Below are 280 nucleotides of genomic sequence, written 5' to 3'. Positions count from 1 at the left end.
TGGTGAATCGCCAGCGTTTCTTACGCCGTTATAAAGCGCAAATTAAACAGTCGATCTCCGAGGCCATAAATAAGCGTTCGGTGACTGACGTCGACAGCGGCGAGTCCGTATCCATTCCCACGGAAGATATTAGCGAACCGATGTTTCATCAGGGGCGTGGAGGCCTGCGCCACCGCGTGCATCCGGGCAATGACCATTTCGTCCAGAACGACCGAATTGAGCGTCCCCAGGGTGGTGGCGGAGGTTCCGGCAGTGGTCAGGGCCAGGCCAGCCAGGATGG

At 57.9% G+C, this 280-nt stretch carries 1 protein-coding gene; it reads left to right on the top strand.

All coding sequences use genetic code 11. The annotated features are described in order from the left end of the window. Window positions 1–2 precede the first annotated feature (2 nt). Window positions 3–280, top strand: a 278-nt coding sequence (locus LZP73_RS21105; protein ID WP_234236963.1) for a DUF444 family protein, incomplete at its 3' end; no start/stop codon positions are given.

The sequence above is a fragment of the Shewanella sp. AS16 genome (assembly GCF_021412365.1).
Lineage (GTDB): Bacteria > Pseudomonadota > Gammaproteobacteria > Enterobacterales > Shewanellaceae > Shewanella > Shewanella salipaludis.
The sequence above is the reverse complement of the archived record's forward strand: the minus strand, read 5'-3'. Positions and strand labels throughout refer to the sequence as shown.